Raw genomic sequence first — 445 nt, 5'->3', positions numbered from 1 at the left:
TGCGGCGGTGAGTTTATAAAGGATGGCAAGGCTGATTTAGGGAGTGATGAGGCTGTACAGGCGATTGCCATCTGGCAGGAACTCTGTAAGTACGCAATGGATGGCGTGTCGACCTGGCATGTGGATGATGTGGGACAGGCGATGAAGGATGGGGTGGCTCCTGTCAGTATCAGCCTTTCCGGTAATTGTTCCGCATATCTGGATCCGGAACAGTCGGCAGTGGCAGAAACCGTTAAATTTGCAGGTATGCCCAGTGTTGGAGACAAGGATTATGTAGGAACCGCTAATTTCTGGGGCTGGTCTGTGGCGGCTAACAGTGAGAATCCGGATGAAGCATTTCAGGCGGCCGTATGGCTGACAAGCCCGGAACAGGAAAAGTCAGCGTCTTTGGCAAACGGATCCATCTCGGCTTTGCCAAAGCTGGCTGAAGACCAGGAGGTTCTGG

The 445-nt window shown here is 53.0% G+C and carries 1 protein-coding gene; it reads left to right on the top strand.

Annotated elements, in window-relative coordinates; translation table 11 throughout:
* Nucleotides 1-445: extracellular solute-binding protein (locus NE473_RS30230; RefSeq protein ID WP_256265561.1), on the top strand; the 445-nt coding region annotated here is incomplete at both ends.

Origin of the sequence: Hungatella sp. SL.1.14, from assembly GCF_024460495.1 — a bacterium.
In the GTDB taxonomy this organism is placed as follows: domain Bacteria; phylum Bacillota; class Clostridia; order Lachnospirales; family Lachnospiraceae; genus Hungatella; species Hungatella hathewayi.
The sequence above is the reverse complement of the archived record's forward strand: the minus strand, read 5'-3'. Positions and strand labels throughout refer to the sequence as shown.